The sequence below is a fragment of the Pseudomonas sp. NPDC087690 genome, assembly GCF_044743175.1.
In the GTDB taxonomy this organism is placed as follows: Bacteria; Pseudomonadota; Gammaproteobacteria; order Pseudomonadales; family Pseudomonadaceae; genus Aquipseudomonas.
On the sequence record NZ_JBIUVX010000010.1, the window covers coordinates 123,124 to 147,586 of the forward strand.

The following is a 24,463-nucleotide window of genomic DNA, read 5'->3' on the forward strand; positions in this document are numbered from 1 at the left end:
CCTTCAGGAACCGGCTTTCCATTCCCGTGGACTGAGGCCGGTCTTGCGCCGAAACGCCCGGGCCAGCGCCGACGGACTTTCGTAGCCGACTTCCTCGGCAATCAGCGCAATCGGCTTGCCTTCGCGCAAACGCTTCTGCGCCAGACTGACCCGCCAGCTCAGCAGATAATCCGCGGGTGTCTGCCCGACCACGCGGCGAAACTGCTCGGCAAAACTGGCGCGGGACATGTTCGCCAGCGTCGCCAGTTCGGCCACGCTCCACGGCGTTTGCGGCTGCTCATGCATCAAATTCAAGGCCCGCGATAAACGTGCATCGGCCAGCCCGGCGATCATCCCCGGTTGCTGTTCACGGCTGCTGATCAGATGACGCAACAGCAAAATCACCAGCAGTTCGAACAGCCGATCCATCACCGCCATCCGCCCGCAATGCCCTTCGAAAGCTTCCCTGAACAGCCATTCGACCGTGCTCGCCAACTCGGGGATTTCAGTCAGTTTCAGCACCAGATAATCCGGCAACGCGGCGGCCAGGGCATTGCCTGAACCACCGTCAAAGGTCAGCGTTGCGCACACCACCTGGCTGTGCATGGCTTCGTCGGCAAACATCCGATGGGCAAACGGTCGGGGAAAGAAAATCAGCGACGGTTCGGTCAGACGGATCTCACGTTCGTTACCCGGCTTGACCAGCAGTTCACCCGCTTGCAACAGATGCACATGGCCGGCGGGTTCGCCCTCGTGCACGGCGACACCGCAGAACGTGCCGCTGTGAAAGGTTCCGGCGTTCACGCCAAAATGGCTGAGCAAGGTGGATAAACGATCCATGGCTGACTCCCGTCGACATATCTGGACGATCTGTCGCATATCCTCGACGATTTGCCGCCAAAGCGCTACTCGCGATGCCTACCATTCACTCCATCGCCGGCGCACTTCGCACCGGACTTTCGGAGCATCACCATGAGCCGCATCAACACCATCAACCTCGACACCACCACCGACGCCACCCGCACTGTGCTGGAAGGCGTGAAAAAGAAAATCGGCTTCCTGCCGAATCTGTTCGCGACACTGGCTACAGCGCCGGTTGCCCTCGACACCTATGTGCAAGCCTCGGCGATCCTCGGCAAGACCTCGCTGAGCGCCCAGCAAAAAGAAGCGGTGTACCTCGCCACGTCTCAGGTCAACGGTTGCGACTACTGCCTGGCGGCGCACACCTTGTTTGCCGGCAAGTCGGGGCTGTCGGCGCAAGACATCGTCGCGGCGCGTCAGGGCGAACTCAATGCGTACGCCGCCCTCGCCCGCCAACTGACCGAGAGCCGTGGTCACCTGAGCGACACGCAGATCGCTGCCGCCCGCGCCGCCGGTATCGATGACGTGAAAATCATCGAAGTGATTGCCTTGGTGGCGGTTCAGACCCTGACCAATTATCTGAACAACACCGCGCTGACGGACATTGATTTCCCGGCCATCGACGCTTGATAAACGCCTGTATCGAAACGGTGGCGAGGGAGCGTGCTCTCTCGCCACAAATCGTTTGGCCGTGCCATGATGTTCACAGGCTCGAATCGTGTGCGTTGCCAACCAAGGTCTGGTGCTCTGAAACCAAACACCACGCGCGCGGGTCTTTTTTCACAGGCTGACGTCAGGAAAGACCCGACCCCCTATGACAAACTGGTTGCAAGACAACGGCGAGATGGCCGAACAGATACGCAGGCACGACTGGGCGAGCACGCCCCTCGGCCCGTTGGAACACTGGCCGGATGTACTCAAGACCACCGTCTCGCTCTGTCTCGCTTCGCATTTTCCTCAGGCGATTGTCTGGGGCCCTGAACTGATCACTCTCTTCAACGACGCGTTCAGGCCGATCCTCGGCAACAAACCGCAGGCGCTCGGGCGTCCTTTCAGTACAGTCTGGCAAGAAGCCTGGCGCGAGATCAGCCCGATTGCCGAGGCTGCGTTTGCCGGCAAAGCCACCTATATCGAAAACTTTCCTCTGGTGGTGGACCGCGGCGCGGGCCCGGAACAGGCATATTTCACGTTTTGCTACAGCCCGATTCGCGACTCCCAAGGCCACATCGTCGGCCTGCTCGACACTGTGACCGAAACCACTCAAACCGTTTTTCTCAACCAGCGCCTCGCTGTGCTGGAGGCGATCGGCAACGCGGTGACCAACGCCAGCGACGCCGAGGCGATTCTCGCCGCAAGCACGCGCCTGATGGTCGAGCACCTTAACCTGTCCAATTGCGCCTATGCCGACATGGATGCCGACGAGGACGGCTTCACCATTCGCGGCGACTTTGCCGCGGCGGGCTCGCCAAGCATCGTCGGGCACTACAGCTTGCGCGACTTCGGCGAGAAAGCCGTGACCCTGCTGCACGCCGGCCAGCCGTTGATCATCCACGACAACCGCACCGAACTGCCGCCCGAGGAATCGGCGACATTCCAGGCCATCGGCCTCACCGCGACCATTTGCATGCCGCTGATCAAGCAAGGCCGGTTGACCGCGCTGATGGCCATTCACGACAAGCAACCACGCGCCTGGTCGCGGTTCGAACAGGCGCTGTTGAGTGAAGTGACCGAACGCTGCTGGGCGCACATCGAGCGCGTGCGCGCCGACGCCGAAGTGCGTCAGGGCCTGCTGGCGCTGGAGGAACTCAATGCCACGCTGGAGCAGCGGGTCGAGGAGCGCAGCGTGCGCCTGGCCCATGCCGAATCGGCGTTGCGCCAGTCGCAGAAACTCGAAGCCATCGGCCAGCTCACCGGCGGCGTGGCCCATGACTTCAACAACCTGCTGACGATCATTCGTTCCTCGGTGGACTTCCTGCGGCTGCCGAACCTCTCCGACGAGCGCCGCCAGCGCTACATGCGCGCAGTGTCCGATACGGTCGAACGCGCGGCGAAACTGACCAGCCAACTGCTCGCCTTCGCCCGTCGTCAGCCGTTGAATCCGGAAGTCGTCGATGCCGGTGAGCGGCTGGCGAACATTGGCGAAATGCTCGAATCAGTGACTGGCGCGCAGATTCATATCAGCGTCGAGCGTCCGGATCAGCCGTGCTACATCCGCGCCGACCTGAGCCAGTTCGAGACCGCGCTGATCAACATTGCCCTCAACGCCCGCGATGCCATGGACGGTCAGGGTCTGCTGAAGCTGCGACTGGAAGGCGGCAAACCGTTACCGGCGATTCGTGCGCATGCCGGTTCACGCAGTCCGTTCGTGGCAATTACCCTGACCGACAACGGCACCGGCATCGACGCAAAAACCCTCGAGCATATTTTCGAACCGTTCTTCACTACCAAGGATGTCGGCAAAGGCACCGGCCTTGGGTTGTCGCAGGTGTTCGGCTTCGCCAAGCAGTCGGGCGGTAACGTCGATGTATCCAGCGTGGTTGGCGAGGGCACGGTGTTTACGCTCTACCTGCCGCAAATCAGCGCCAGCGTGGTCGCAGCGCCGGAAGACATCGAAATCAAGGAGACGCCAACGGCGGATATCCGCCGTCGGGTGCTGGTGGTCGAGGACAATCTCGATGTCGGCCGTTTCGCCCAGCAGATCCTTGAGGATCTGGGTTACGAAACCACTTGGGCGACCAACGCCGAAGAAGCGTTGCAACTGGTGGGCGCCGATGCCATGGCGTTCGATGCGGTGTTTTCCGACGTGGTGATGCCGGGGATCAGCGGCGTCGCGCTGGCCAAAGAGCTGCGCCAGCGACGCCCGGACCTGCCGGTGGTGCTGACCTCGGGCTACAGCGAAGAACTGGCGCGCAGCGGTTACGAAGGTTACGACTTTCTGCCCAAGCCCTACTCCGCCGATCAGGTCTCGCGCATCCTCGGCAAGACCTGGCTCAAGGGCTGATCGGCGCCCGACTCAGTCGTGATCGACACCGGCGCGCTTGAGCAACTTCTTGCAGCGCTCCGACAGATGAAATACCTGCACATGCTTGCCGGCCTTGGCGTAGCGTTCACGCAGGGTTTTCAACGCGGCGATCGCCGAGTAATCGACGAAGCTCAAGTGGCGACAGTCCAGCGTGACCTTTTGCGGGTCGTTGGCCGGGTCGAACTGGTTGAGAAACGGCGTGGTCGAGGCGAAGAACAGCGTGCCGTGCAGGCGATAGAGTTTGCTGCCGTCGCTCTCCAGATGCTCATCGGCGTACAACTCGCGGGCTTGCTGCCAGGCGAAGTTGAGCGCAGCGATGATGATCCCGCACAGCACCGCCGTGGCCAGATCGGTGAACACGGTGATCGTGGTCACGGCGATGATCACCAGCACATCGTTGAGCGGAACCTTGTTCGCCACCCGCAGCGACGCCCAGGCGAAGGTCTGCTGCGACACTACGAACATCACGCCGACCAATGCGGCCAGCGGAATGCGCTCGATCAGCGGTGACAGAAACAAAATGAACAACAGAATCAGCACGCCCGCGACCACCCCGGACAAACGCCCGCGACCACCGGAACTGAGGTTGATCACGGTCTGGCCGATCATCGCGCAACCGCCCATGCCGCCGAACGCGCCGGACACCACGTTCGCCGCACCGAGCGCCACGCATTCGCGATCCGGGTAGCCACGGGTTTCGGTGATTTCATCGGTGAGGTTCAGGGTCAGCAAGGTTTCCAGCAGACCGACCAGCGCCATCAGAATCGCGTACGGGGCGATGATGCGCAGGGTGTCCAGGTTCCACGGAATGTCCGGCAGCGCGAACGTCGGCAGGCCGCCGGCAATGTGCGCCATGTCGCCGAGGGTGCGGGTCGGCAGGCCGAACAGATAAACCAGCAAACCGACGCCAAGGATCGCCACCAGTGCCGGCGGCACTGCATTGGTCAGGCGCGGCAGAATGTAGACGATGGCCATGGTCAGCGCCACCAGACCGGTCATCAGGTACAACGGCGTGCCGCTGAGCCAGTCCTCACCGCTCTTGAAATGCTCCAGTTGCGCCAGCGCAATGATGATCGCCAAGCCATTGACGAAGCCGAGCATCACCGGGTGCGGCACCATGCGCACGAGTTTGCCCAGGCGCAGCAGCCCGAACGCCATCATGATCAGACCGCCGAGCAGCACCGTCGCCAGCAGATACTGCACGCCCTGTTGCACCACCAGCGCGACAATGACCACGGCCATCGAACCTGCGGCACCGGAGACCATCCCCGGCCGGCCGCCGAACAATGCGGTCAGTGTGCAAATGATGAAAGCGCCGTACAGGCCCATCAGCGGATTGAGGTGCGCCACCAGCGCGAACGCAATGCATTCGGGCAACAGGGCAAACGAGGTGGTGAGTCCGGCCAGGACATCGGCGCGCAGACGTTTCGGTTTCATGGCTTACCTGACTGAGCGGCCGACGAGTACGGCCGCAGGTGTTCGGGGAAAAGAGGGTTGCGGATGTTACGGAATTGTTCAGGATCGGGCCAGTGAACGCTGACACTTGCCGGCTCGGGCTTTATGCTGGCGCGCTCCTCTGGTCATTGAGTTCGACATGTCTGCATTTCTGACGTCCCGCGAGGTGTGCCAGCGTTTGCGTGAAGCGGCACTCGGAGTGCTCGCGTTCAAAGTCTGCGAAGCACCCGTCGAGACCGCAATGGTCACAGTCGATATCGACGGCTGGCGCCTGCTGCTGGATTTTGCCGGGGGGCGATTACATCACTGTGAATATGCCCGCAGCGGCGATGGACAAGAAGGCTCGCTAGAACACTGGCAGCGTTTTGGCACCGACCCGGTAAGTTTGCTCAGTACTTGGGAACTGGCACAGATCGAGCACTTGCTCAACGTGCAAGCGAACGAGGTTGCTCAATGATGGCACTCTGCCCATAATTCGCGCCCTCCTCTATTCCCACGCAAGGAACTGCCGTGAAGAAGTCGCTGTTGTTGATCCCGATGCTGGCCGTGCTACTGCAAGGCTGTGGCATGACCATGACCCGCTACGAGCCAAGCTTTGAGAACGTCCAGAAGCTCAAGCAAACCCCGCCGCTGCACGCGATCAGCAATCCTCAGGTCACCGCCGAATCCGGTGAAGGTTCGCTGGTGGTCCGCGCCAACCCGGTGCGCTCGCCGTCCGGCAGCATCCCGGCGCACATTCAGGACGCGATCACCGAAGAACTGAGAAAGGCCGGTCTGCTCGATCCACAGGCTCAGCGTCAGTTGAAAGTACTGGTGGTGAAGAACGAACTGTCCGCCGGCATGGGCACCGGCGACGGCAAACTGGCCGCTCGCTTTACACTGCTCAACGGCAACGATGTGGTGTACGACGCCACCAAAGATGTCAGCAGCCAGTGGAGCAGCAGCTTCTTCGGTTTCATTGCGATCCCGAACGCGGTCAACGCTTACAACCCGATGGTGCGCGATTTGCTGAAGGAACTGTACAGCGATCCACAGTTCATTCAGGCCCTGAAATAAGGGCAAAAAAAAGAGCCGCGATTGCGGCTCTTTTTTCGCTTCAAACCCGTGGAATACCGGTTTCGAGTGCCGAGTACTTCAGGTTTTTGTTATCAACCATTTGCTTGAGCAACGCGTTGACCTGACGGGTAAAGGTGTCATTTACCGCGTCTTTAGTCGTGTTGGCCATCAGCGGGATAAACCAGATGCCGATCCAGGTACCGACCGCATCGTGGTTGCTCGCAGTGGTCAGGGCCTGACCTTGGTCATCCATGCCTTCCAGGCTCAAGGTGTACTGATCAGTGCCGTACGCCGGGATCACCATCATGCTGAAGCCGCTGATGAAGGCCAGCACCATGGAACCTGCATTCGGCGGATGGTTGTACATTTTCAGACGCAGGCTGTAGTCGCCCGGCTGCTTCTGGAACTCGTCCAGAGTGACACGGCCGAACAGACCCGAATCGGTAAGAATTTTTTGCAGCTGTGGTTTCAGTTGATCACGTGCCTGCGGCACTTCCACGGCGGAACCACTTTTCGGCTCGCCCTGATAGAAATCGAAATCGACGTAGACGTTTGGCTTGTTGGTGTAGCTGGCCATCGACGGCATGGTCACCGGCGCCACTTCGTCTTTGGTGAAACTGGCACAGCCGCCCAGCGCAAGTACCAGCCCCAGCGCCAGAATTTTCCCGAATTGCATGATGTCCGTCCCTATGTTTACACGACCAAATGATGGCATTGAGCCTTCATTGCGAAGGCCGGGCGGATTCTAGAGAGAGCGGCCTTCCAGCGAAAGCCTGAAATGGCAAAATCGGCAAAAAATTGCTCAGCCCTGCCGCAAGTCGAGCACGTAGGTGTAGTAACCACTGTCGCGTACGTAGCCGAGGGATTCGTACAAGCCTTGCGCCGTGAAGTTATCCGTGGCGGTTTCCAGCACCAATCCCTTGGCGCCGGTCGCCAAGGCAAAATCCCGCGCAGTGTTCATCAACAGTCGGCCAACGCCGCGCCCACGGGCGGCAGGTGCAGTGAACAGGTCGCTGAGCAGCCAGGTGCGGTGGGCATCGATTGACGAGAATGTCGGATACAGTTGCACGAAACCCAGCGCTTCACCGTTTTCATCCTGAGCGAGAAAAATCGCCGATTCGCTGGCAGCCATGCGTTCTGCGATGAAGGCTCGCGATTGCTCAAGGTTCGACGGCTGCTGATAAAAGCTTCGATAAGCGTCGAACAACGCCGCCACCGCATCCAGATGTGTCGCGTCGGCCCGCAAAGCATGAAGGGACATGGCCTCGCTCCGTTTCCAATCAATGATCGAATCATCATAGCGCTGTCTGTCGAGTGTACTGGCCTCATCGCTATATAGTTTTGTATATTGCGAATCCGAAATCGCCAGAACCTTTTCATGCCGTCCAGCCAATCTGTGTGTCCATGAGTGCCATCCGCGTCCGCAACGAGCAGTTGATCCTCGCCGCCGCCAGCGAGGAGTTTGCCGCCAACGGCTTCGACGCCACCCAGACCCGCGATATCGCGGCGCGTGCCGGGGTGCCCAAGGCCAATCTGTATTATTACTTCCAGACCAAGGAAAACCTCTACAGCAAAGTGCTGCTGGGTTTTGTCGAACCGCTGCTGGAGGCCTCGGCAGTGCTGCGTGAAAGCGATGATCCGCTGACGGGGCTGCGCGCCTACGTCGCCGCGCGGATTGGTATAGCCCGCGAACATCCGGCGATTGCCAAGGTGTTCAGTGGCGAGTTACTGCTTGGCGGTCGACAGTTGCCCGACGAGTGCCGCGATCTGTTGCGGACCGAAGCGCGGCGCAACGTTGAATGCCTGCGCAGCTGGATCGAACGCGGTTTGCTCGCGCCGGTGGACCCGGAGCATTTGATGCTGTTCATCTGGTCGGCGACGCGGACGTACACCAATATTGGCTGGCAAATGGGCCGGATCACGGGACGCGAAGTGCCGCAGGATGAGGATTATCAAACGGCGGCGCAGACGATTACGCGTATGGTGCTTGAGGGCGTGGTCGTAGCGCCGCGAGTCGGCGAGATTCGTGGGGTTTTGTTTGCGACTTGAAGGGCTGTGGTTTCACAACCCCTCGGACGCCAGCAGGATTGATGCGGGTCAGGGCATGAAATCCACAGGCATATGGCCTTCCCCGCCTTTACTTTCATACCAGGCTTGCAGGACGTCGGGCATACGCCCTTTCCATTGCGCAACATTGGTGTAGTAACGCGCAAGGGTTTTACCCCCGGACTGGGGTACCAGGACTATGATCCAGAACTGCTCATTCGGTGCACGCATGACAATCGCCGCGTTGCTCGATGGCAATCCCCGGACCCAATAGTTGCTGACCTCACTGTTCGGAACCTCTTCAGAGGACTCACCGTCCATCTTCAAGCCGCAGTTTTGCAGTAGCGTCTGATAGTCGTCCTTGAGCAGCGTGTGCAACATTGCGTTTTCCCGCTGGGTTTGTGCCACACCCAGCGTGAGCAAATCATAGTCGACCAGGACTGCCTGCTTCGATGGCACATACCGTCCACCGTAGTAAACGCCCATGCCGGCGCCGCAATCGGAATCAGCGCCATCCTGTACTACATCGATCAGGCCGTTGAGAGCCTTGAAGGTCAAGACACATTCTCCCTGCTCGTATCGGGCCTGCGTCCCCTTTATCGTTGCAATGCCTTCCAGTTCCCCCGAGTGGGAGCCGTTCGCGGCTGAAATATCAAAGGCGATGTGAGAAGCATCCTGGCGCCTGGTGGTGATTTCTGCCCCTTCCGAAACTCCCCAGGGAATGAGCTGCCAAGTGGCGTCCCAGGAAAACGGTTTGACCATGTATTCAAGTGCCGTGAGACGCATCAAATACTGCCGGCGCAAACAGGGAACCCGGTCTTCACATTGATTACGTTGCTTCAACCATCCTCGCTGATCCGTTTTAAGCGCTTTCGGATCGGCAACCTCTGCCAGAGTGGAACGCCAAAGCGAACCCAGTTTCTGGTCAAGATTCGAGAGGTACGAATCGGCGCAAATGGCTTTTTCAGTTTTGCTGGCAGCGCTGGCGCAATCGAAACTGCTGGCGTGGGTGACGGAGGCAAATGCAAAGGACGTCAGCGCCAGAACGTGACGCAGGGAGATCGCGAACATCGAGATATTCCATTCTTCGGACGGCGGGCAGTATGCCAGTGCCGCCAGCGGAAATCCCTGATGTACATGGCAATCAGGGTTTCGCAATCACTGTAGGAGTGAGCCTGCTCGCGATAGCGTCCAGTCAGACGATGCTGCGCCAACTGACACACTGCTATCGCGAGCAGGCTCACTCCTACAGGTTTTGTGTGGGTTGTCAGAACGTGATGTCGGCTGCGGGTTTGACGTCGATACGCGCCACGGAGCCGGTCAGGTGCGCCAGATCCTTGTTGTGTTCGGCGATGATGTCTTCGGCGCTCATGTTGCCGTTGTCGACGGTGGAATGGGCGTCCGCAACGAGCACCACGTCATAACCCAGTTCATGAGCCTGACGCACGGTGGCGTTGACGCAGTAATCAGTTTGCAGACCACAGATGACCAGTTTTTCAAAATCTTCGCTCGGCAGCAGTTTGCGCAAGTCAGTCTGGTAGAACGAGTCCGGCGTGGTTTTGCGTACGCGCAGGTCTTTGGGCGATGTCTCAAGCCCTTCGGCCAATTGCCAGCCTTCGGCACCATGGGCCAAGGGGCTGTCCTTCTCTTCGTGCTGAATCAGCACCACTGGCACACCTGCCTGGCGGGCGCGGATGCTGAGACCGTTGATGGTGTTGATCACCCGGTGAATGTCATGGCACTGATATTCGCCCGAGCAGAGGGCGCGCTGGACGTCGATGATCAGTAATGCGGTGGTCATGATGAGCCTTCCTTGATCAGTCCTTGAGACAGGGGCGGACGTGAGCCCGCCCCTTTTTTACGCCCCTCAGTAACCCAGTGACAAGCCGGTGTTGCGGCGCGGATCATTGGCGCCGTAGAAACGGTTTTTGCCAACGGGCTTACCGCCCAGCGAAGGTGCCCCCACCAGAATCGCGGCGATGTGGTTGGCGTCCTGCGGGCCGGCGAACTTGTGGCCCCAGCTCTCGAGAATCTTGCGCGTATCGGGGCTGGCGGCGAAGTCCTCGAGGTTGGTTTCCTCCGGCATCCACTGCTGGTGGAAGCGTGGCGCATCGACCGCTTCCTGAAGGCCCATGCCGTAGTCGATGACGTTGAGCATGGTCAGCAAAGTCGCCGTGATAATGCGGCTACCACCCGGCGTGCCCACCACCATCACCACTTTGCCGTCCTTGGTGACGATGGTCGGGCTCATCGATGACAGCGGCGCCTTGCCCGGAGCGATGGCGTTGGCTTCGCCCTGCACCAGACCGTACATGTTCGGCACGCCGACCTTGGAGGTGAAGTCGTCCATCTCGTCATTGAGGATCACCCCGGTTTTACTGGCCATCACACCGGCGCCGAACCAGTCATTGAGGGTGTAGGTGACCGAGACCGCATTGCCCCACTTGTCGACGATCGAATAATGCGTGGTGTTGCTGCCTTCATGCGGTGCGACGCCGGGTTTCAGCTCAGCCGAGACCCCGGCCTTCTGTGGCTGGATGGCGTCGCGCAGTTTGGTGGCGTAGTTCTTGTCGAGCAGGTGCTCGATGGGATTTTTCACGAAATCCGGATCGCCGAGGTAGCTGTTGCGATCCACGTATGCGTGGCGCATCGCTTCGATCTGATAATGCATGCCCTGGGCCGAATGGAAACCCAGATCCTTCATCGGATAGCCCTCGAGGATGTTCATGATCTGACAGATCACCACACCACCGGAGCTTGGCGGTGGCGCCGAGACCACGTGGTAACCACGGTAATCGCACTCCACCGGGGCCAGTTCGCGGGTCTTGTATTTGTCGAGGTCGGCCTGAGTGATGATGCCTTTGTTGGCCTGACTGGAAGTGACGATGGCATCGGCGACCCAGCCTTTATAGAAGCCATCGGCGCCTTTTTCGGAAATGGTCCGCAGGGTTTTACCCAGATCCTTTTGCACCAGTTTCTGTCCGACCTGCATCGGCTCGCCGTTGTGCAGGAAAATCGAACCGGAATCGCGCATGTCCTTCTTGAACACGTCGGTGGCGTATTCCAGCAACTCGACGTCGCCCTGCTCCAGCGCGAAACCGTCTTCAGCCAGTTTGATCGCCGGGGCAATCATCTCCTTGCGCGGCTTGGTGCCGTACTTGCTCAGCGCCAGTTCCATGCCGGACACGGTCCCCGGTACGCCGACGGCCAAGTGGCCACGGGTGCTCAGGTCGGGAATGACGTTGCCTTCCTTGTCGAGGTACATATTGGCCGTCGCCGCCAACGGGGCCTTTTCGCGGAAATCGAGGAAGGTCTTGCGCCCGTCCGCCAATTGAATGGTCATGAAGCCGCCACCGCCGAGGTTACCGGCTGCGGGATACACCACCGCCAGCGCGTAACCCACAGCGACCGCCGCATCGACGGCATTGCCGCCACTTTTCAATACGTCGACGCCCACGTGAGTGGCCAGATGCTGCGCGGTAACCACCATGCCGTTTTCGGCAGCAACCGGTGCGACTGACGCCGCGTGAGCCATGAGACAGCTGAGTGCCAGTGAGGTCGCAATCAGCGATCTGGCCAAAGGTTCGTACTTCATGAGTCGATCTCTTTTTTTGTTTTCAGGGTCTGTGCAAAACAGAGCGGGGAACGCTGCAAGAGCACCAAGCAGTATGGTCGGCTTTGCGTATTGCGCCTCCCCGCTCAGGCAGTATGCTGGGCGCTGTTGCCGTCCTGATCCGGAGTCTGCCGTCATGTCCTATACGTTCATCACCCTGCCCTCGCCCGTCGGCGAGCTGAAGCTGGTCGCGAACGGTTCACGACTGGCGGCCATCCTCTGGGAAAACGACAAACCGAACCGCGTGCGCCTCGGGCCGATGAGCGAGGCACACGACAATCCGATCCTGATTCGAACGGCTCGACAACTTGAAGAATATTTTTCCAGGACGCGTGACTGTTTTGATCTGGAACTGGATTTCGCTGGCACCGATTTTCAGAAAAAGGTCTGGGCGGCGCTGCTGACCATTCCATTTGGCGAGACGCGGACCTACAGCCAGATTGCCGAACAGATCGGCAATCCCAGCGCCGTGCGGGCAGTGGGCGCAGCGAACGGACGCAACCCGATTTCCATTGTCGCGCCGTGTCATCGGGTGATCGGCGCGTCAGGGAAACTGACCGGATTTGCCGGGGGCCTGGAGGCGAAAGAGCGCTTGCTGACCCTTGAAGGTGGCGACTGGTCGCAGATTGGCAAAACCGGGGATTTGTTTTAGCCGTCAGATCGCAGCCTTCGGCAGCTCCTACCCTGGAATGCGTTTTCCTGTAGGAGCTGCCGAAGGCTGCGATCTTTTGATTTATCAGTCAAACAAGTTATTCATCGCCGCATACTGCAACAGCATGATGGTCTTGGCGTCGCAGATCTCACCGCGCTGAAACGCTGCCAGCGCGTCATCGAATCGCCACTCCAGCACTTCCAGTTCTTCAGTCTCCTCTTCCAGACCTCCACCGTCGCTGACCTTCGATGCGGCGTCGTATTCGGCAATGAAAAAGTGCAGCTTCTCGGTCACCGAGCCGGGGCTCATGTAAGCCTCGAATACCTTCTTCACATCATGTACGCGATAACCGGTCTCTTCCTCGGCTTCGTCGCGAATCCGTTGCTCCGGTGCCGCGCCTTCGAGCAACCCCGCCGCCACCTCGATCAGCAAACCATCATGACCATTGACGAACACCGGCAAGCGAAACTGCCGGGTCAACACCACCGTGCGCTGCTCGCGGTTGAACAACAAAATCGCTGCACCGTTACCACGGTCGTAGACCTCACGGGTCTGACGCTGCCACTCGCCATTGTTGCGGTGATAGTCGAAGGTGATTTTCTTCAGCAGATACCAGTCATGGGACAACACCTGAGTGTCGACGATGTTGACCCGCTCGGCTGTGTTGGACATGACGCTTGATCCTGTTTCCTGAGTAAGCCGCCATGGTCGAATAATTGCGCGAACAAAAAAAGCCCGGCAGCGCTACCGGGCTTCTTTATTTGCAACTACCGGGCGATGTGCGATTGCATGTCATCGACATCCTGCCCAACGGAACGCCCCCCCTGAATCAACGGCCCATAACGCCGGCTGAACTCCCAGTTGTACGGCACGCCATCCTTGCTGGTGCCGTTGTCCCAATTCACCGACCAGGTCATCAAGCCTTTGATCGGCAGCCCCTTGATCGCCAGACGCTTGAGGACATTCCCGACCACGGTTTTATCGATCACATAACCGGTAGCCGCCGCATCATTGTTGGCTGGCAGGCCGATGACGAACTTGTCCGCCGGGATCCGCGTGAAGCCGCGAGTGCCGGTCACCAGACTTTCGGTCAGGTAATAGAGGAAATCCTCCTTCAGCGCATCGTTGTTCTGCGCAATCCACGCACCCGCGCCATTGTTGGCCTCCGGCACCCAGACCCCGTCGCCACCCTGGTTGTAGAACTGTGGGGCGACAAAGTCGTAGTAGCCTTCCAGTGCCTGCAGGTAGCTCACGTATTTACCGGTGCTGGTCAGGTACGGAAACTCCGGGGCCATGCTGATGATGAAGTGCTTGCCCTGGCCTGCGTAGTGATCCTTGACCAGTTTCAGCGCGGCCGGCAGGACGGTCTTGTTGGCAGCGAAGTCAATCGCGCTCTGTTCAAGATCGATGTCCAGTCCGTCGAAGCCGTAGGTTTCCACCAGACGGATGATTTCATTGGCCAACGGTTGTTCCTGACCGCTGCGCAACTCGATGTGCGCATCGGCACCGCCGAGGGAAATCAATACGGCCCGCCCTTGGCTGTTGAGTACGCCGACCTGACGGCGGAACTCGGCATCGGAAACGTTGAACGGCTTGAAGGTCGGAATCCCGCTGCCCTTCATGAAAGCGACCGCAACGACGTTGTATTCCTTGGGCACCTCCTCCAGCGAAAGGCTGGCGAAGCGACCCTGGCGATAACCGTCGCTCGGGCCCGCCGGCCAGTTGTGCCAGAAGCCCATAAGGATCTTTTTACCGGCAATGCTCGGCATCAGCGAGGCGGCATCGCTCACCGCGCTTTGCACTAAAGAGAAATCGATTTTTGACATGTTCTAATCCTTCAGAACGTGTGGGTTTGACGACGCAGCGCCGTTACTTGAAGTCGACGTCGAAGGCCTGATAAAAGGCGTTGCCGGTGTTGGCAACGATCCACATCAGTACGATCACATGATGGCCCGTCTTGTTGGCCGGTAGTTTCACCGCATGATTGACCTTGGCCTTCAACTCATTCGGGTAGCTGTAATAAGGCACCTGAGTGTAGAAGTCCTCGAAGAACGGTTGGGCTTCCAGTTGCGCACGAGTGATGCGTTGTTTCGGGTCCCAGCCATCCTTGGTGATCAGCCAGCGGTAACCACGGGTGGTGTGCGGCGCGGTGTATTCCCATTTGATTTCGAGGGTTTGCCCCGGGGTGACATTGAGCAGCGGCCAGGTGAATGGACGGGAGAGCTTCTTGCTCATTTCGTCATTGGTGAAGTTCACGCAATCGCGGGCATCGCTCTTGCCGCCGCTGAGTATGTAGCCATCAGCCGGTGGCGTGACACTGTCCGAGTCGGTCTGGTAAGGGGCCGGGAACGGTCCCGCTGCCAGCGCCGGGAAGTTTTTCCCGCCTTCCATTTCATTGACCTGCCAGGCGCCGAGCAATCCTTGCTCGATCGCTACCGCACCGCGGCTTGCAGGAGAAATCACACGACCGTGTCGCAGTTGGGTTTGTGGTTGATTCATGTTTTTCACTCCGTTGATTTAAGAACTCTCCTTTCCGAGGAGAGGCCTTCAAGCTAACGGAGACGGATTTTTTGTCCATCGGCGGTTTTGTCGCAGTTAGCTGCGTTAAAACCTGAAAACACCGCAAATACTGGATGCATATACAGTCATTGCGATAACACCCACCCTAAATGACGCCAAAGGATTACACGTCAATGCTGCAAAAGCTGCCATTCAGTACTCACGGCAGCTGTGCCTTGAACTCCTTTTCGTACTGACCGGCGAGCTGTACTTTCTGTTTTTCGTTGAGTAATTTGCCGGCCATCTGGAAGAATTTCTGCTCTTCTTCTTTCAAATGATGATGAACCTTGTCCGACAGCTTCTTGGCAGTTACCAACCACGCCGGACTGGACATCTCGGTCTCGTCGAGTTCTTCCATCATCTCGTCCATTTCATGGTGTTCGGCGATGGCATGGCGGCTCAGATCGACCCCCTCGTCAAGCTCCATCAACGGGATGTAGAAATGGCGCTCTTCGGCGGTTTCATGGGCCTGGAGTTCTGCCTTGAGCTGTTTGTAGGCTTCGACTCGCTCAGGCGTGTCACCGCTGGTTTCGATCAACGTCTTGGCGTACGTACGCTGGCGGTCATGGCTTTCGCGAAGGGCTTCGAAAATGTTCATGGGATGTCCTCATCAACCGCGTGCTGGAATGACGCTGTAACAGCTAGACCCCGGCGCGTGAGCGGCAGTTCCAAAGGGTTGAAACGGGGCTTGGAAGATGACCGCGCGGCAGGATAGGCTGCGAACTCAAACAACAAGGAAGTCATGCATGAACTTGCGTATCGAGCTGTCACAAAACCCGACCGAAGAAGAACGCACAGCCATCCTCGCGCCGCTGCGTGCGCACAACGTTGCCAAAGCCGGACCGTCGACCTTCGAGCCGATCGCTCTGTTAGTACGTGATGAACACGACGCGATTCTAGGTGGTTTGTATGCCCACACGTTCTATCGTTGGCTGTTCATTGAGTTACTGGCCGTGCCGGAGCAAGGTCGCGGCAAGGGTATCGGCTCGCAGTTGATGCAGAGGGCAGAAGATCTGGCACGGGAAAAAGACTGCGTTGGCATCTGGCTCGACACCTTCTCCTTCCAGGCACCGGAGTTTTACAAGAAGCTTGGATTCAGCGAATGCGGAGAGATTCTGGATTATCCACTGGGGCATAAGCGGCATTTCTTCCAGAAGCGATTGATCGGTTGAATGTTGCGGCCCCTTCGCGAGCAGGCTCGCTCCCACATCTGGAATGCATTCCACTGTAGGAGTGAGCCTGCTCCGGGCGGCGTTCCGACGATGCCGACAGCTGCGTCAACACATGATCAGAGGCAGGTCGCCAACGCCGCCAACCGGCGCTTGGCAACAAAATCATCCTTCTGCGCGTAGTAATTCAACGTCGTGCCCGAGGCCTCGGTGATCACGTCCACAAACGACTCCGCCGAACGCGTGTAGACCGTCGTCCCGCCGAGCTTGCGCGGTTCCAGATAAGCCGCCGCATCGACACCGAACACCGCCTCATCCTGCCAGCCGAATTGCACGCACTGGGCCACGACTTTCTCGGCTTTGTCCGAAGTCAGTACCTTGTAAGGGGCTTGAGTGCGAGCATCGTTCATCGCCGAACCCGCGCAACCGGCCAGCATCGTCGCCGCCAGCGCTACCATCAGAATTCGCATTGCATTCGCTCATTCAGAAAAAAGCGGACTGTATCATTGCAGCAGCAGAAATCGTTCTGCTTTACTGCATTTATAGCGCGACACACGCAGGCCGCTGCGGCAACCCAAGCTCATCAGCCTCATAAGGAAACCACATGGCGCCTACCGACCAGCGACATGAACATGCCCTGCAAGTATTTCTCGACGCGCGTCCCGAACTGCGCGAAACCCTCGATCATCTCAACCCGTTGCTGGCCCAGGCCAAAGGCGAAACTCAGGCGCAGTATCGTGAAGAGCGCCTGCACGAAGCATTTGAAGCCGAGGCGGAAAGTCTTGGGCTGTTCGCCTGGGAGTTGACCTTGCAACTGACCGCTGATTCGCCTGAGGAGTATCAGGCGCAGCGGCTGGAAGTCCACCGTGAGGTGGCGGAAATGGCCGGGATGGATTGGCTGGAATATTGCGATCTATATGGCATAGAACCGTAACTGTCACCCCAGGACACCGCACTCATGCTGCCATCCGCCTCGACTCACCGCGCCAGCCCCGGCCATCTGCACACACAAAAGTGGCGCGGGCGGATTGGTCTGGCACTGGTGGCCAGCCTTTCGGTGCTGGCCGGAATGACCGACGCCATTGGCTTTATGGCCAGCGGTGACTTCGTCTCGTTCATGAGCGGCAACACCACCCGACTTGCCGTGGCGATCAGTGATGGCGACGTCGGGTTGACTGTGCGCCTGTTGATCCTCGTCGCAACATTTATTGTCGGGAATGCCTTGGGGGTTGTCGTCGCACGTTTCGGCGGACGCCGGGTGTTACCGCTGCTGCTGTGTATCGCCGCCCTGCTTTGTGCGGCGGCGGTCTGGCCATTCGACACACAACTGCCGGCGCTGATGGCGGCGATCATTGCGATGGGCATGCTCAATGCCTCCGTCGAAGAAGTGAATGGTTTACCGGTCGGACTTACCTATGTCACGGGTGCATTGTCGCGATTCGGGCGAGGACTGGGCCGCTGGATGCTCGGCGAACGGCGCAGCGGCTGGCGCGTTCAACTGGTGCCTTGGAGCGGGATGTTTGTCGGCGCGATTCTGGGGGCGGTGCTGGAACACCATCTGGGACTCAAAGCGATGTTTGTCAGCGGTTTGCTGGCCGCGACGATAGGGCTGCTCTCTCTGAAAATCCCGCGGCGCTGGCAACTGGGCTATATGCCCCGCTAACCAACGCCCGACCCGTACTCCCTGTAGGAGCTGTCGAGTGAAACGAGGCTGCGATCTTTTGATCTTGTTTCTCAAAATCAAAATCAACAGATCGCAGCGTGCCGCAGCTCCTACAGAGATCGTGTTTCCCTGTAAGCGCTGCGATCCTTTGCGGTCTGCAATGCTTTATCATGGCCGCAGTTTTGCTGATCGAGTCCGTCATGAAGTTTGCCATCGCGCTGTTTTCCGCCGCCCACGCGCCCTCCTCGCGCCGCGCCCTGCTGTTCGCGCAGGCTACGCTGGCCGGTGGGCATGAAATTGTCCGGCTGTTCTTCTATCAGGACGGCGTCTACAACGCCTCTGATGCGGTGGTCACGCCGCAGGATGAACTCGACCTGCCCAAGCAGTGGCGCGCATTCATCACTGAGCAGAAGCTCGACGGCGTAGTGTGTATCGCCGCCGCCCTGCGTCGCGGCGTGCTGAACAATGAAGAAGCCAGGCGCTATCAGCGTGAAGCGGTCTCCGTCAGCGCACCGTGGGAATTGTCCGGTCTGGGCCAGTTGCACGACGCGGTGCAAGACGCCGACCGTCTGATCTGCTTCGGAGGTGCGTAACATGGCCAAATCCCTGCTGCTCATCAGTCGCCAATCGCCATGGTCCGGCCCCGCTGCCCGCGAAGCGCTGGACATCGTCCTCGCCGGTGGCGCCTTCGATCTGCCGATCGGCCTGCTGTTTCTCGATGACGGTGTGTTGCAACTGGCTGCCGGGCAAAACGCCAAGGCTTTGCAACAGAAAGACCTCAGCGCCAACCTTCAAGCGCTGCCGATGTTTGGTGTAGAAGAGTTGTTCTACTGCGCCGACAGCGCCAGCGCCCGAGGCCTCGACAAGTTGTCGCTGGACGAAGCGCAGCCACTGGCCGCCGAGCACATCACCGCCCTTATTGACCGTTACGACCAGGTGATCACCCTCTGATGTCGACTTTGCATGTGTTGTCTCATTCCCCGTTCGGCGACGATCGCCTGAGCAGTTGCTTGCGCCTGATCGGCAGCGCTGATGCCTTATTACTGTCCGGCGATGCGGTTTATGCGCTGCAACCGGGCACCGCGCCGTTCAGCGCATTGCAAACCCGCCAAATCAAATTATTCGTCCTTGCCGAAGATGCTCAGGCTCGCGCCATCGAAGTTCCGGAATGGGCCGAAGTGATCGATTATCCTGCCTTCGTCGAACTGTCGATCCACCACGACAAGGTCAACAGCTGGCTATGAATTCGATGACCGTCGGCGCCCGCGCCATCGAACTGGACAAGGACGGCTTTCTCGTTGATCTGAGTGACTGGTCCGCCGACGTTGCCAGCGCCCTCGCCGCCGCTGAAGAGATCGAGTTGACCCCTGAGCACTGGGAAGTCCTCGAACTGCTGCGCAGCTTTTATGCAGAATTCGAGCTGTCCCCGGCCACGCGACCGCTGATCAAGTACACAGCACTGAAGCTCGGCCCGGACAAAGGCAACAGCCTGCACCTGAACCGACTGTTCAAAGGCACCCCTGCCAAACTCGCCGCGAAACTGGCGGGCCTGCCCAAACCGACGAATTGCTTATGACCGACTTTCCCGCGCTGACCCTCGAAACGCCTGCCGAACACCCATTCGCTCAATTCGTGCGCATCCTCGGCAAGGGTAAGCGCGGCGCCCGCGATTTGACCCGCGAGGAAGCTCGCGAAGCCATGGGCATGGTCCTCGACGACAAGGTCGAAGACACCCAGCTCGGCGCCTTTCTCATGTTGCTGCGGCACAAGGAAGAAAGCGCCGAGGAAATGGCTGGGTTCACCGAAGCGCTGCGCGCGCGTTTGCAGGCGCCTGCATTGAATGTCGACCTGGACTGGCCAACCTATGCCGGCAAGAAGCGCCATCTGCCGTGGTACCTGCTGGCCGCCAAGTGTCTGGCGCAGAACGGCGTGCGCATTTTCATGCATGGCGGCGGCGCGCACACCGCCGGGCGTCTGTACAGCGAGCAACTGCTCGGCGAGTTGAACATCCCGTTGTGCCGCACCTGGCAACAAGTCGGCGCGGCGCTGGATAATGGTGGTCTGGCGTTTATGCCGTTGGTGGACTGGGCGCCACAACTGCAGAACATGATCGACCTGCGCAACACCTTGGGGCTGCGCTCACCGATTCATTCGCTGGCGCGGATTCTCAATCCACTGGGCGCACGGTGCGGGCTGCAAAGTATTTTCCATCCTGGCTATCAGGCAGTGCATCGCGATGCCAGCGGGCTGCTGGGCGACACGGCGATTGTGGTCAAGGGTGACGGCGGCGAAATCGAGATCAACCCGGACGCTGACAGCCATCTCTACGGCACCACGGGCGGCGAGAGCTGGGATGAGGAATGGCCACAGATGTCGGCACAACGCCACGTCAAACCGGCAACTTTGGACGTCGAACATCTGAAAGCCGTGTGGCGCGGTGAAGTGGTCGACAGCTACCCGCAAATGGCGCTGATCTCGACGATGGCGCTGGCCCTGCGTGGCCTTGGCCAGCCGCGAGAGCAAGCCTTCGAAACTGCCGAGCAATACTGGGCTGCGCGGGACAAATCGATTTAACCGATCATTCGCGCCCGATCTTTGCGCTTTTTGTTCGAACTCATCGGAATAGACTCGACTCCAACGATTATTGGTTTACGGAGTCTTGATCATGGGTTTACTCGTCGATGGCCACTGGCAGGACAAGTGGTACGAAAGCAGCAAGGACGGCGCGTTCCAGCGCGAACAGGCCAAGCGCCGCAACTGGGTGACCGCAGACGGTCAACCCGGCCCGAGCGGTGAAGGTGGCTTTGCCGCCGAAGCCGGGCGCTATCACCTCTACGTTTCCCTCGCCTGCCCGTGGGCGCATCGCACGCTGATCCTGCGCAAGCTCAAAGGTCTGGAAAGTCTGATCGACGTGTCGGTGGTCAGTTGGCTGATGCTGGAAAACGGCTGGACCTTCGACGAAGCACTCGGCTCGACCGGCGACAAGCTCGATGGTTTTGAATTCATGCATCAGCGCTATACCGCCGACACTGCCGATTACACCGGCCGCGTTACCGTGCCAGTGCTGTGGGACAAGAAACTCAAGCGTATTGTCAGCAATGAGTCAGCCGAGATCATCCGCATGTTCAACAGCGCGTTCGATGGCTTGACTGGCAACGATCTGGACTTCTACCCGGCGCCGTTGCGCGGTGAAATCGATGCGTTGAACGAGCGGATCTATCCGGCGGTGAACAACGGCGTGTACCGCGCTGGTTTCGCTACGTCGCAAGAGGCTTATGAAGAAGCGTTCGATGAGGTGTTTGCCGAGCTGGATCATCTGGAGCAGGTGCTGGGTGCCAATCGCTACTTGTCGGGTGAGTACCTGACAGAAGCGGACATCCGCCTGTTTACCACGATGATTCGTTTTGACGCGGTGTACCACGGGCACTTCAAGTGCAACCTGCGGCGGATTGCCGATTACCCGAATCTGTCGAACTGGCTGCGTGAGATGTATCAGCTGCCGGGGATTGCCGAGACAGTGGATTTCCAGCACATCAAGAACCACTACTACGGCAGCCACAAGACCATCAACCCGACGGGGGTTGTGCCGAAGGGGCCGGAGCAGGATTTCACCTTGGCGCATGATCGGGCGCGGCTGGCTGGGAAAGGGGTTTGGTTGAAGGGTTAATAGCAAAAAGCAAAAGATCGCAGCCTTCGGCAGCTCCTACAGGGAACGCATTCTCATGTAGGAGCTGCCGAAGGCTGCGATCTTTTGATCTGACTCAGACCTGCGCCTGAGCCCCTTCGAACCACGCCAGCTTCTCGCGCAGTTGCACCACTTCTCCCACGATCACCAATGTCGGCGCATGCACTTCATGCTCCGCCACCAGTCGCGGCAGATCAGCCAGCGTGCCGGTAAAAACCCGCTGATTGACCGTGGTCCCCTGCTGGATCAACGCCGCCGGGGTATCCGCCGAACGACCATGCTTGATCAGTTGTTCGCAGATCACTGGCAAACCCACCAGGCCCATGTAGAACACCAACGTCTGCGCCGGCGCGACGAGGTCGGACCAAGGCAGATCGGTGGAACCGTCCTTCAAATGCCCGGTGACAAAGCGCACCGACTGCGCGTAATCACGATGGGTCAGCGGTATCCCGGCATACGCCGCGCAACCGCTGGCCGCTGTAATACCCGGCACGACCTGGAACGGAATGCCGTGGGCTGCCAGTTCTTCGATCTCTTCGCCACCACGGCCGAAGATGAACGGATCACCGCCCTTCAACCGCACCACACGTTTGCCGGCCTTGGCCAGGTCGACCAGCTGCTGGTTGATCTGATCCTGCGGCACGGCGTGATCGGCGCGACGCTTGCCGACGTAGACTCGCTCGGCATCACGACGGCACAGCTCAAGAATCGCCGGCGCGACCAAGCGGTCGTAAAGCACCACGTCGGCTTGCTGCATCAGGCGCAGAGCCTTGAAGGTCAGCAGATCCGGATCGCCCGGACCTGCCCCGACCAGATACACCTCGCCGGTGGTGACCATGGCTTCACCATCGATCTTGGCTTGCAGCAAACGCTCGGCTTCAGCGCCCTGCCCGGCCAGTTGCCGATCGGCAATCGGCCCCTGAAACACGTCTTCCCAGAAACCACGACGCTGCTGCACATCCGGAAACAGGCTTTTCACCTGATTGCGAAAACGCGCGGCGAGTCCGGCCAACTGACCGTAAGTCGATGGAATCCAGGTTTCGATCTTGGCCCGGATCAAACGCGCCAGCACCGGCGCATCGCCGCCGCTGGACACGGCAATGATCAGCGGCGAGCGATCGACGATCGCCGGGAAGATCACGCTGCACAAGGCCGGCGCATCGACCACGTTGACCGGCACGCAGCGCTTGTGCGCATCGGTGGAGACTTGGGCGTTCAGCGTCTCATCGTCGGTGGCGGCGATAATCAGCCCGCAACCGTCCAGATCCGCCTCGACGTAACCGCGCAACAGGCATTCACCGCCGGAGGCAGTAACCAGTTCACGCAGTTGCGCTTCGATTTCAGGTGCGACCACCCGCAGCAGCGCACCGGCATCGGCCAGCAGGCGGGATTTGCGCAAGGCAATTTCCCCCCCACCGACAACCAACACACGACTGCCGCGCAGGTTGTGAAACAGCGGCAGATATTTCATTTAGCCGATGACCTCAAGGCCACCCATGTACGGCTTCAGTACGTCCGGCACACGGATCGAACCGTCGGCCTGCTGGTAGTTTTCCAGCACGGCAACCAGCGTACGGCCGACGGCCAGACCGGAACCGTTCAAGGTGTGCACCAGCTCAGGCTTGCCGGTTTCCGGATTACGGAAACGCGCCTGCATGCGGCGGGCCTGGAAGTCGCCGCAGTTCGAGCACGAGGAAATTTCGCGGTACTTGTCCTGGCTCGGGATCCACACTTCCAGATCGTAAGTCTTGACCGCGCTGAAGCCCATGTCACCGGTGCACAGTGCCAGGGTGCGGTAAGGCAGACCGAGCAGTTGCAGGACCTTTTCGGCGTTGGCGGTCAGGCCTTCCAGCGCTTCCATCGAGGTCGAAGGCTCAACGATCTGGACCATCTCGACTTTGTCGAACTGGTGCTGACGGATCATGCCGCGGGTGTCGCGACCCGATGCGCCGGCTTCACTGCGGAAGCACGGGGTGTGGGCGACGAACTTGATCGGCAGCAGTTTCGAATCGACGATTTCACCGGCAACGATATTGGTCAGCGACACTTCGGCAGTCGGGATCAAGTACAGATCGGCTTCGCCTTCGCGGGCGATCTTGAACAGGTCTTCTTCGAACTTCGGCAACTGGCCGGTGCCTTGCAGCGCCGGAGCCTGAACCAGATAAGGCGTGTAAGCCTCTTCGTAGCCGTGCTCGTTGACGTGCAGGTTGATCATGAACTGCGCCAGGGCACGGTGCAGACGGGCGATCGGGCCACGCAGCAAGGCGAAACGCGCGCCGGACAGCTTGGCGGCAGTTTCAAAGTCCAGCCAGCCGAACTTTTCGCCCAGCGCCACGTGGTCTTTCACTTCGAAATCGAATGCAGCCGGGGTGCCCCAGCGGCGCACTTCGACGTTGTCGTCTTCGTCCTTACCAACCGGCACGGATTCGTGCGGCAGGTTCGGGATACCCAGCAGAATCGAGTCCAGTTCAGTCTGGATCGCGTCCAGTTCGACTTTACCGGCACTCAGTTCGCCCGCCATGCGCTCGACGTCCGCCATCAACGGCGCGATGTCTTCACCGCGCTGCTTGGCCTGACCGATGGATTTGGAACGCGCGTTACGCTCAGCCTGCAGTGCTTCGGTGCGGGTCTGGACGGTCTTGCGCTGTTCTTCCAGCGCTTCGATGCGAGCGCTATCAAGGGCAAAGCAACGGGAAGCCAGGC

The 24,463-nt window shown here is 59.4% G+C and carries 29 protein-coding genes; 15 read left to right on the plus strand and 14 right to left on the minus strand.

Annotated elements, in window-relative coordinates; all coding sequences use genetic code 11:
- Positions 1 to 3: 3 nt before the first annotated feature.
- Positions 4 to 819, minus strand: coding sequence for a cupin domain-containing protein (locus tag ACIPIZ_RS13755; protein WP_401165725.1), 816 nt, complete (start codon positions 817 to 819; stop codon positions 4 to 6).
- A 132-nt stretch (positions 820 to 951) separates the two neighbouring features.
- On the opposite strand from ACIPIZ_RS13755, the gene ACIPIZ_RS13760 reads away from it, so the two are divergent.
- On the plus strand, positions 952 to 1,470 hold the full coding sequence (locus tag ACIPIZ_RS13760) for a carboxymuconolactone decarboxylase family protein (RefSeq protein WP_122660821.1): 519 nt from the start codon (positions 952 to 954) through the stop codon (positions 1,468 to 1,470).
- Between the two features lie 184 nt (positions 1,471 to 1,654).
- On the plus strand, positions 1,655 to 3,841 hold the full coding sequence (locus tag ACIPIZ_RS13765) for a GAF domain-containing protein (protein ID WP_105708703.1): 2,187 nt from the start codon (positions 1,655 to 1,657) through the stop codon (positions 3,839 to 3,841).
- A gap of 12 nt (positions 3,842 to 3,853) precedes the next feature.
- Here ACIPIZ_RS13765 and ACIPIZ_RS13770 read toward each other — a convergent pair whose 3' ends face one another.
- The gene (locus ACIPIZ_RS13770) at positions 3,854 to 5,299 is read right to left on the minus strand and encodes a SulP family inorganic anion transporter (RefSeq protein ID WP_401165728.1); all 1,446 of its coding nucleotides are present in this window, start codon (positions 5,297 to 5,299) and stop codon (positions 3,854 to 3,856) included.
- A 157-nt stretch (positions 5,300 to 5,456) separates the two neighbouring features.
- Between ACIPIZ_RS13770 and ACIPIZ_RS13775 the strand changes: the two genes are divergently transcribed.
- Together ACIPIZ_RS13775 and ACIPIZ_RS13780 are read left to right on the plus strand one after the other, a co-directional pair.
- On the plus strand, positions 5,457 to 5,774 hold the full coding sequence (locus ACIPIZ_RS13775) for a hypothetical protein (RefSeq protein ID WP_064390639.1): 318 nt from the start codon (positions 5,457 to 5,459) through the stop codon (positions 5,772 to 5,774).
- 53 nt (positions 5,775 to 5,827) lie between these two features.
- Positions 5,828 to 6,373 carry a hypothetical protein gene (locus ACIPIZ_RS13780; RefSeq protein WP_253482866.1) on the plus strand — a complete coding sequence of 182 codons (546 nt, stop codon included), beginning with the start codon at positions 5,828 to 5,830 and terminating at the stop codon, positions 6,371 to 6,373.
- A gap of 40 nt (positions 6,374 to 6,413) precedes the next feature.
- On the opposite strand, the gene ACIPIZ_RS13785 is transcribed toward ACIPIZ_RS13780, so the two are convergent.
- On the minus strand, positions 6,414 to 7,049 hold the full coding sequence (locus ACIPIZ_RS13785; protein ID WP_236428478.1) for a hypothetical protein: 636 nt from the start codon (positions 7,047 to 7,049) through the stop codon (positions 6,414 to 6,416).
- Between the two features lie 126 nt (positions 7,050 to 7,175).
- A complete protein-coding gene (locus ACIPIZ_RS13790) occupies positions 7,176 to 7,634 on the minus strand; it encodes a GNAT family N-acetyltransferase (RefSeq protein ID WP_401165731.1) in 459 nt (152 codons plus the stop codon).
- Positions 7,635 to 7,777: 143 nt separating this feature from the next.
- Here ACIPIZ_RS13790 and ACIPIZ_RS13795 point away from each other — a divergent pair, with 143 nt between their 5' ends.
- The gene (locus ACIPIZ_RS13795) at positions 7,778 to 8,422 is read left to right on the plus strand and encodes a TetR/AcrR family transcriptional regulator (protein ID WP_150648363.1); all 645 of its coding nucleotides are present in this window, start codon (positions 7,778 to 7,780) and stop codon (positions 8,420 to 8,422) included.
- A gap of 48 nt (positions 8,423 to 8,470) precedes the next feature.
- Here the strand turns inward: ACIPIZ_RS13795 and ACIPIZ_RS13800 are convergent, their stop codons facing one another.
- From ACIPIZ_RS13800 to ggt, 3 genes are all read right to left on the minus strand, one after another.
- A complete protein-coding gene (locus ACIPIZ_RS13800; RefSeq protein ID WP_401165733.1) occupies positions 8,471 to 9,490 on the minus strand; it encodes a lysozyme inhibitor LprI family protein in 1,020 nt (339 codons plus the stop codon).
- A 196-nt stretch (positions 9,491 to 9,686) separates the two neighbouring features.
- Positions 9,687 to 10,220 carry a cysteine hydrolase family protein gene (locus tag ACIPIZ_RS13805; protein ID WP_401165735.1) on the minus strand — a complete coding sequence of 178 codons (534 nt, stop codon included), beginning with the start codon at positions 10,218 to 10,220 and terminating at the stop codon, positions 9,687 to 9,689.
- Between the two features lie 66 nt (positions 10,221 to 10,286).
- Positions 10,287 to 12,014: a gamma-glutamyltransferase gene (gene ggt, locus ACIPIZ_RS13810; RefSeq protein ID WP_064390646.1), complete on the minus strand. Its 1,728-nt coding sequence runs from the start codon at positions 12,012 to 12,014 to the stop codon at positions 10,287 to 10,289.
- A gap of 154 nt (positions 12,015 to 12,168) precedes the next feature.
- Here ggt and ACIPIZ_RS13815 point away from each other — a divergent pair, with 154 nt between their 5' ends.
- Positions 12,169 to 12,684 carry a methylated-DNA--[protein]-cysteine S-methyltransferase gene (locus ACIPIZ_RS13815; RefSeq protein ID WP_401165747.1) on the plus strand — a complete coding sequence of 172 codons (516 nt, stop codon included), beginning with the start codon at positions 12,169 to 12,171 and terminating at the stop codon, positions 12,682 to 12,684.
- Positions 12,685 to 12,768: 84 nt separating this feature from the next.
- Here ACIPIZ_RS13815 and ACIPIZ_RS13820 read toward each other — a convergent pair whose 3' ends face one another.
- The 4 genes from ACIPIZ_RS13820 to ACIPIZ_RS13835 all read right to left on the minus strand — a co-directional run bounded on the left by ACIPIZ_RS13820 (position 12,769) and on the right by ACIPIZ_RS13835 (position 15,841).
- Positions 12,769 to 13,356 carry an NUDIX domain-containing protein gene (locus tag ACIPIZ_RS13820; RefSeq protein ID WP_105708695.1) on the minus strand — a complete coding sequence of 196 codons (588 nt, stop codon included), beginning with the start codon at positions 13,354 to 13,356 and terminating at the stop codon, positions 12,769 to 12,771.
- A 95-nt stretch (positions 13,357 to 13,451) separates the two neighbouring features.
- Positions 13,452 to 14,510 carry a chitinase gene (locus tag ACIPIZ_RS13825; protein WP_122661578.1) on the minus strand — a complete coding sequence of 353 codons (1,059 nt, stop codon included), beginning with the start codon at positions 14,508 to 14,510 and terminating at the stop codon, positions 13,452 to 13,454.
- 43 nt (positions 14,511 to 14,553) lie between these two features.
- Positions 14,554 to 15,183 carry a lytic polysaccharide monooxygenase auxiliary activity family 9 protein gene (locus ACIPIZ_RS13830; protein WP_064390652.1) on the minus strand — a complete coding sequence of 210 codons (630 nt, stop codon included), beginning with the start codon at positions 15,181 to 15,183 and terminating at the stop codon, positions 14,554 to 14,556.
- A gap of 220 nt (positions 15,184 to 15,403) precedes the next feature.
- Positions 15,404 to 15,841, minus strand: a complete 438-nt coding sequence (locus ACIPIZ_RS13835; RefSeq protein ID WP_064390653.1) for a hemerythrin domain-containing protein — start codon at positions 15,839 to 15,841, stop codon at positions 15,404 to 15,406.
- A 148-nt stretch (positions 15,842 to 15,989) separates the two neighbouring features.
- Between ACIPIZ_RS13835 and ACIPIZ_RS13840 the strand changes: the two genes are divergently transcribed.
- Positions 15,990 to 16,415, plus strand: coding sequence for an N-acetyltransferase (locus tag ACIPIZ_RS13840; RefSeq protein WP_064390654.1), 426 nt, complete (start codon positions 15,990 to 15,992; stop codon positions 16,413 to 16,415).
- A 116-nt stretch (positions 16,416 to 16,531) separates the two neighbouring features.
- Here ACIPIZ_RS13840 and ACIPIZ_RS13845 read toward each other — a convergent pair whose 3' ends face one another.
- Positions 16,532 to 16,882, minus strand: coding sequence for a hypothetical protein (locus ACIPIZ_RS13845; protein ID WP_064390655.1), 351 nt, complete (start codon positions 16,880 to 16,882; stop codon positions 16,532 to 16,534).
- A 134-nt stretch (positions 16,883 to 17,016) separates the two neighbouring features.
- Here ACIPIZ_RS13845 and ACIPIZ_RS13850 point away from each other — a divergent pair, with 134 nt between their 5' ends.
- From ACIPIZ_RS13850 to ACIPIZ_RS13885, 8 genes are all read left to right on the plus strand, one after another.
- Positions 17,017 to 17,346 carry a DUF6388 family protein gene (locus ACIPIZ_RS13850; protein ID WP_064390656.1) on the plus strand — a complete coding sequence of 110 codons (330 nt, stop codon included), beginning with the start codon at positions 17,017 to 17,019 and terminating at the stop codon, positions 17,344 to 17,346.
- Positions 17,347 to 17,370: 24 nt separating this feature from the next.
- Positions 17,371 to 18,075, plus strand: coding sequence for a YoaK family protein (locus ACIPIZ_RS13855; RefSeq protein ID WP_401165739.1), 705 nt, complete (start codon positions 17,371 to 17,373; stop codon positions 18,073 to 18,075).
- A gap of 200 nt (positions 18,076 to 18,275) precedes the next feature.
- Positions 18,276 to 18,668: a sulfurtransferase complex subunit TusD gene (gene tusD / locus ACIPIZ_RS13860; RefSeq protein ID WP_064390724.1), complete on the plus strand. Its 393-nt coding sequence runs from the start codon at positions 18,276 to 18,278 to the stop codon at positions 18,666 to 18,668.
- A 1-nt stretch (position 18,669) separates the two neighbouring features.
- Positions 18,670 to 19,026 (plus strand): sulfurtransferase complex subunit TusC, encoded by a 357-nt coding sequence (gene tusC / locus ACIPIZ_RS13865; protein ID WP_064390658.1) that lies wholly within the window; start codon positions 18,670 to 18,672, stop codon positions 19,024 to 19,026.
- Positions 19,026 to 19,319, plus strand: coding sequence for a sulfurtransferase complex subunit TusB (tusB, locus tag ACIPIZ_RS13870; RefSeq protein WP_401165742.1), 294 nt, complete (start codon positions 19,026 to 19,028; stop codon positions 19,317 to 19,319). Before tusC ends, tusB begins: the two co-directional genes overlap by 1 nt.
- Positions 19,316 to 19,651 (plus strand): TusE/DsrC/DsvC family sulfur relay protein, encoded by a 336-nt coding sequence (locus ACIPIZ_RS13875; RefSeq protein ID WP_064390660.1) that lies wholly within the window; start codon positions 19,316 to 19,318, stop codon positions 19,649 to 19,651. The genes tusB and ACIPIZ_RS13875 overlap by 4 nt, the downstream gene beginning before the upstream one ends.
- Positions 19,648 to 20,649 carry a glycosyl transferase family protein gene (locus ACIPIZ_RS13880; RefSeq protein WP_105708692.1) on the plus strand — a complete coding sequence of 334 codons (1,002 nt, stop codon included), beginning with the start codon at positions 19,648 to 19,650 and terminating at the stop codon, positions 20,647 to 20,649. The genes ACIPIZ_RS13875 and ACIPIZ_RS13880 overlap by 4 nt, the downstream gene beginning before the upstream one ends.
- Before the next feature lie 91 nt (positions 20,650 to 20,740).
- On the plus strand, positions 20,741 to 21,742 hold the full coding sequence (locus tag ACIPIZ_RS13885; RefSeq protein ID WP_105708691.1) for a glutathione S-transferase family protein: 1,002 nt from the start codon (positions 20,741 to 20,743) through the stop codon (positions 21,740 to 21,742).
- A 94-nt stretch (positions 21,743 to 21,836) separates the two neighbouring features.
- On the opposite strand, the gene cysG is transcribed toward ACIPIZ_RS13885, so the two are convergent.
- Entirely contained in the window at positions 21,837 to 23,231 is a 1,395-nt protein-coding gene (gene cysG / locus ACIPIZ_RS13890; protein ID WP_064390663.1) for a siroheme synthase CysG, read from the minus strand.
- Positions 23,232 to 24,461 carry a serine--tRNA ligase gene (gene serS / locus ACIPIZ_RS13895; RefSeq protein WP_401165745.1) on the minus strand — a complete coding sequence of 410 codons (1,230 nt, stop codon included), beginning with the start codon at positions 24,459 to 24,461 and terminating at the stop codon, positions 23,232 to 23,234.
- Positions 24,462 to 24,463: the final 2 nt, after the last annotated feature.